Genomic DNA, 4679 nt, shown 5'->3' on the forward strand with positions numbered 1-4679 from the left:
CCTGCTCCAGTGCCCGGCGTGCGTGCTCGACGGCAGGTACCGCCCCGCCCGCGGCCGTCACGTCGTCCTCGGCGCCGGAGAGCGCGAGGTGCGCGGCGAGCGCGGCGGACCGGAGGTCCTCTGCGTGGCCCAGCCGCGCTGCCTCGGACGCGAGGTCCTCGTCCTCGCCGGGCTGCGGTGCGACCCGCTCGACCTCGGCGAGGCCCAGTCGGAGGAGCTCGGCCTCCCTGGCACGGTCGCGTGCACTGCCGACGAGCTCGTCGAGCTCGTCCCGGAGCTGTTGGCGGCGGGCCCACGTGGTCCGGTACCGCTCCACGACCGAGGTGTGCTCGGGACCGGCGAAGGCGTCGAGGGCGGCACGCTGACGGCGCGGTGACCGCAGGCGCGCCTGGTCGGCCTGCCCGTGCACGGTGACGAGGTCTTCCATCACCTGCGAGAGGACGGCCTGGGGCACGCTGCGGCCTCCCAGGTGGGCTCGGGAGCGTCCGGCGGCCGCGACGGTCCGGGAGACCAGGAGGGCCCCGTCGGGTTCCAGCTCGGCCCCGGCCTCCTGGGCCCGGCGCGCGGCGTCCTCACCCACGACGAACACGCCCTCGACGACGGCCCGGGGGTGCCCGACCCGAACGGTCGAGGGGTCGGACTTCCCGCCGAGGAGGAGGTTGAGGGCGCTGAGGACCATGGTCTTGCCTGCGCCGGTCTCACCGGTGATGACGGTGAGACCGTGGCCGAGGGGGACGGTGGCGGAGCCGATGACCCCGAGGTCCTCGATGCGGATCTCCTCGATCACGTGTCACCGCCCTCCGCCGTGCCGTGGTCGAGCGCCCCGTGGGGACCGCGCCCACGCCAGCCGGTGACGGGCAGCGCGAACCTGGACACCAGACGGTCGGCGAAGGGCGCGTGGGTCAGGCGGGCGAGACGGACGGGCACCGAGCTGCGCCGCACCTCGACCCTGCTGCCGGTGGGCAGGTCGACCTGCCGTCGACCGTCACAGGTGAGGACGGCGGGCGAGTCGGACCTGTTGAGGACCTCGACGGCCAGGCGTGAGGTCGGGCCGACCACCAGCGGTCGGGCGAAGAGCGCGTGGGCCGAGACCGGGACGAGCAGCATCGCGTCCACGTCGGGCCACACCACCGGCCCCCCGGCGGAGAAGGCGTGGGCGGTCGAGCCGGTCGCGGTCGCCATGACGACCCCGTCGCACCCGAAGGACGACAGGGGCCGGCCATCGACCTCGACGACGACCTCGACCATCCGTGACCTGTCGGCCTTCTCGACGGTGGCCTCGTTGAGGGCCCACCCCGTGCGCACCGCACCATCGGGGGTCATGACCTCGACGTCGACGGTGCGACGTTCCTCGACGTCGAAGTCTCCGGTCGCCAGCCGCCGGCACGCCTCGGTGATGTCCTCCCTCTCGCTCTCGGCGAGGAAACCCACGTGCCCCAGGTTGAACCCGAGGAGCGGCACGCAGGTCCCGTGGGCGAGCTCGGCCGCACGCAGGATGGTCCCGTCACCGCCCATGACGACCACGGCCGCGAGGTCGGGGACCGAGGTGAGGTCGACCGGCTCCTCGGCCTCGACGAGGGGTCGGATCCCTTCGGCCCTGAGCGCGCCGACGGCCTCGTGGGCGGCCTGGACGGCCTCGGGTCGGCCGCTGTGGTGGACGACCAGCACGGTCCTGGTCATGAGACAGCCCCGGGCAGGTCGGTGGTGACGGCGGCGGTGACGGCGGCAGTGACGTCGCCCTCCTGCTGCCCGCCCTGCTCGAGCCAGAGGAAGATCTCGCGGTTGCCGTTCTCCCCGGGCAGGACGCTGGGGAGGACGCCCCGGACGGCGGCACCGTGGGCACGCGCGGCGGCGGCGACTCCGAGCACGGCCTCGGTGCGTGCGGCGTCGTCGGTGACCACGCCGTGCCGTGCGCGCCCCCGTCCGACCTCGAACTGGGGCTTCACCAGGACGAGCAGCCGGCAGCCGGGTGCACCGACGTCGAGGAGCGCGGGCAGCACGAGGGTGAGGGAGATGAACGAGAGGTCGGCGACGAGAAGGTCCGGGGGTGTCGGCACGAGAGCGCGTTCCAGCTCCCGGACGTTCTGGCCCTCCTTGAGGGTGACGCGCGGGTCTGCGGTGAGCTCGGGGGCGAGCTGGCCGTGACCGACGTCGACAGCGAGCACGTGCCGTGCGCCCTCGTCGAGGAGCACCTGGGTGAAACCCCCGGTGGAGGCCCCGGCGTCGAGGCAGTACCGGCCATCGACGTCCAGGGCACCGGGGGTCAGCAGACGGGCCTGCTCGAGTGCCCCCTTCAGCTTGTGCCCCCCACGGGAGACCATCTCGTCCGGCTGCGTGACGGTGATGGGCACGTCGGTGCCGACGTGCTGCGCCGGCCTGGTCGCCACGTCCCCGTCGACGACGACACCCCCGGCGGTGATGAGGGCGCACGCGCGGGTCCGTGAACGCACGAGACCGCGGCGGACGAGCTCGACGTCGAGTCGCTCGGGCATCAGTCGTGGTTCTCCGCGAGCCGGTCGGCGAGGGCGCCGTGCACGGCTTCGAATGCGGCGACGTGCTCGGTGAGGGGCCTGGCGGTGAGCCCGGCGAGGGTGGCGAGCGCGCTGTCGACGGGCTCGTCGCCGGTCGCCCAGGACTGACTGGGCTCCTCCATCGGTCCTCCAAGGCTGAGGGGCATCATCGTGTCGGTGGGGTGGGTCGATTCGGGCGCTGCTCCACGCTACCTGCCCGACCTGACATCACCGGTCGCCGACGAGGTCGGGCACGCTCCCGGTCTCGAGGGGCCGGCCGGCGTCGACCGCGTCCCATGCCGCTGCGCAGGCGGCGCGAAGTGTGTCGACCGGGTCCCCGCCGGGGCCGTCCTCGACGCGCAGGACGCCATCGGTGACCGTGGCGGTCGCCGTGCCGCACACCCAGCGGTCGCCGTCCTGCCGTGGCGCGGCGTGGACCTGGGACAGGCACCGCAGGTCGAGCCCGATGTAGCTGGGCCGGTGGCCGGTCGGGGCGAGGACGGCGTCCCGTGCGGTGCTGACCCCGGTGAGGACGTGGAGCCCGGGGTAGTGTGCCGCACGCGCACCGGCGAGGTCGGTGTCCAGGCGGTCGCCGATGACGAGCGGATGGCGGGCGTCGACCCGCGCGGCGGCGAGGTGGAACATGGTCGGCTCGGGCTTGCCGGCGCTGACGGGCTCGGTGCCGGTGGCGGCGGTGACGACCCGGACGAGCGAACCGTTGCCGGGCGCGAGCCCACGTTCGTTGGGAAGCGTCGCGTCGAGGTTGCTGACGATGTGGACCGCGCCGTTCTGGATCGCGTAGGCGGCCTCGGCCAGGTGCGTCCACCCGAGGTCCGGTGAGAAGCCCTGCACGACGGCCGAGGGGTGGTCGTCCGCGGAGGTGACGATCTGGAACCCTGCGTTGCGGACGGCGGTGAGCAGCCCGGGCCCCCCGACGACGAGCACGCGCGAGCCGACCGCGACGTGGTCACGCAGGAGCCGCGCCGCGGCCTGTGCCGCGGTCAGGACCTCGTCGGGTTCGGTGGGGATGTCCAGCCCGGTGAGCTGGGCGGCGACGGACTCCGGTTCACGTGACGCGTTGTTGGTCACGAACACCAGGCGCATGCCGGCGTCCCGTGCGGCGGCGAGCCCGGCGCCGGCGTGCGGGACGGGCAACGGCCCCCGGTAGGCGACGCCGTCGAGGTCGACGAGGGCCGCGTCGTGCGCGAGGTGCAGGGGCTCTGTCGTGCTGAGAAGCGTCATGCGGGGTGGTCTTCCTCGAGGTCGAACACGACGATGTGCTCGTCGTCGTCTGGGCGCGTACCGAGGGCGTGTGCCTCGTCGTCGCGGCCGGCCGCGACCAGGGCGTCGCGGAGGCCCTCGTCCAGCCGTGCACGGTGCTCGCCGGTGCGGGCGTGCCGCTGCGCGCCTCGCAGGGTGGCGATCGCGGCGTCTGGTTCGCCGAGGTCGAGGCGCGCTCCCCCGGCGACGAGCGCGAGCTCGACCTGGAGATCGGGCCCGAGCTCACGGGCGGCGTCGTCCTGGGTGAGGGCGAGTGCACGTTCGGGCCGTTGCAGCCCCCGCTCGCAGTCGGCCATGAGCGCAAGGTGCTCGTTCGAGCCGTTCAGCCGTCGGACGGTCCGGAACTCTCGGAGCGCCTCCGCGAACCGCCCGGTGCGATACGCGGCGAGGGCGGCGGCTTCACGGACGACGTCGACCCTACCTGCACGACGAACGGCGGCCTGGGCGTGCAGGTAGGCGGTCTCGGGGTCGTCGTCGAGGAGCCTGCCTGCCATCACCAGGTGTCGCGCGACACCGTCGGCGTTGTCCTTGCTGAGGGTTCTGAGGCGGGACCGGACGTCACGGTCGAGGTCGCTCGCCTGGACGTCGTCGTCGATGGCCGGTGCGACTGGCTTGTTCCCTGAGTCGTCGCGGTTCGCCGCACGCGGCCCTGAGCTGCGCCGTTCCCCGACGGGTCCTTGGGTGTCGGTGCGCGACGGTCGGCCGGGTCGGCCTGACCCGCCGCGGTGGTTGTCGCGTTGCGGCCGGGCCCGTGAGCCGTCCCGTGGGGCGCGCTCGGGACGGTCGCCGCGGGCCCGCGGGGAATGGTCGTTCACGGCTCTGCCTCTCCTGGATGGGGGCCTCATCATCCCACCCGCCTGGGGCTGGATGCAGAGAAGGCCACCCCGG

6 protein-coding genes are annotated in these 4679 nt (G+C 73.9%); 1 reads left to right on the plus strand and 5 read right to left on the minus strand.

Annotation, left to right across the window (positions count from 1 at the left end; translation table 11 throughout):
• From N869_RS12980 to N869_RS12995, 5 genes are all read right to left on the minus strand, one after another.
• The coding region (locus tag N869_RS12980) for an AAA family ATPase (protein WP_035062299.1) at positions 1-787 on the minus strand (787 nt) is incomplete at its 3' end.
• Positions 784-1680, minus strand: coding sequence for an NAD kinase (locus tag N869_RS12985; protein WP_035062300.1), 897 nt, complete (start codon positions 1678-1680; stop codon positions 784-786). The genes N869_RS12985 and N869_RS12980, both read right to left, overlap by 4 nt.
• The gene (locus N869_RS12990) at positions 1677-2492 is read right to left on the minus strand and encodes a TlyA family RNA methyltransferase (RefSeq protein ID WP_035062301.1); all 816 of its coding nucleotides are present in this window, start codon (positions 2490-2492) and stop codon (positions 1677-1679) included. Before N869_RS12990 ends, N869_RS12985 begins: the two co-directional genes overlap by 4 nt.
• Positions 2492-2653: a hypothetical protein gene (locus N869_RS17895; protein ID WP_198026077.1), complete on the minus strand. Its 162-nt coding sequence runs from the start codon at positions 2651-2653 to the stop codon at positions 2492-2494. Before N869_RS17895 ends, N869_RS12990 begins: the two co-directional genes overlap by 1 nt.
• Before the next feature lie 85 nt (positions 2654-2738).
• Positions 2739-3752, minus strand: coding sequence for an HAD-IIA family hydrolase (locus N869_RS12995; protein ID WP_035062303.1), 1014 nt, complete (start codon positions 3750-3752; stop codon positions 2739-2741).
• A 5-nt stretch (positions 3753-3757) separates the two neighbouring features.
• On the opposite strand from N869_RS12995, the gene N869_RS17900 reads away from it, so the two are divergent.
• On the plus strand, positions 3758-4414 hold the full coding sequence (locus N869_RS17900) for a hypothetical protein (protein ID WP_198026078.1): 657 nt from the start codon (positions 3758-3760) through the stop codon (positions 4412-4414).
• The last annotated feature ends 265 nt before the right edge of the window (positions 4415-4679 follow it).

The organism is Cellulomonas bogoriensis 69B4 = DSM 16987, assembly GCF_000767165.1.
Lineage (GTDB): Bacteria > Actinomycetota > Actinomycetes > Actinomycetales > Cellulomonadaceae > Actinotalea > Actinotalea bogoriensis.

Bases quoted from the DNA above. Each gene is read 5' to 3' on its own strand.
- N869_RS12985 (WP_035062300.1), bottom strand. From the start codon at position 1,680: ATGACCAGGACCGTGCTGGTCGTCCACCACAGCGGCCGACCCGAGGCC.
- N869_RS12990 (WP_035062301.1), bottom strand. From the start codon at position 2,492: ATGCCCGAGCGACTCGACGTCGAGCTCGTCCGCCGCGGTCTCGTGCGT.
- N869_RS17895 (WP_198026077.1), bottom strand. From the start codon at position 2,653: ATGGAGGAGCCCAGTCAGTCCTGGGCGACCGGCGACGAGCCCGTCGAC.
- N869_RS12995 (WP_035062303.1), bottom strand. From the start codon at position 3,752: ATGACGCTTCTCAGCACGACAGAGCCCCTGCACCTCGCGCACGACGCG.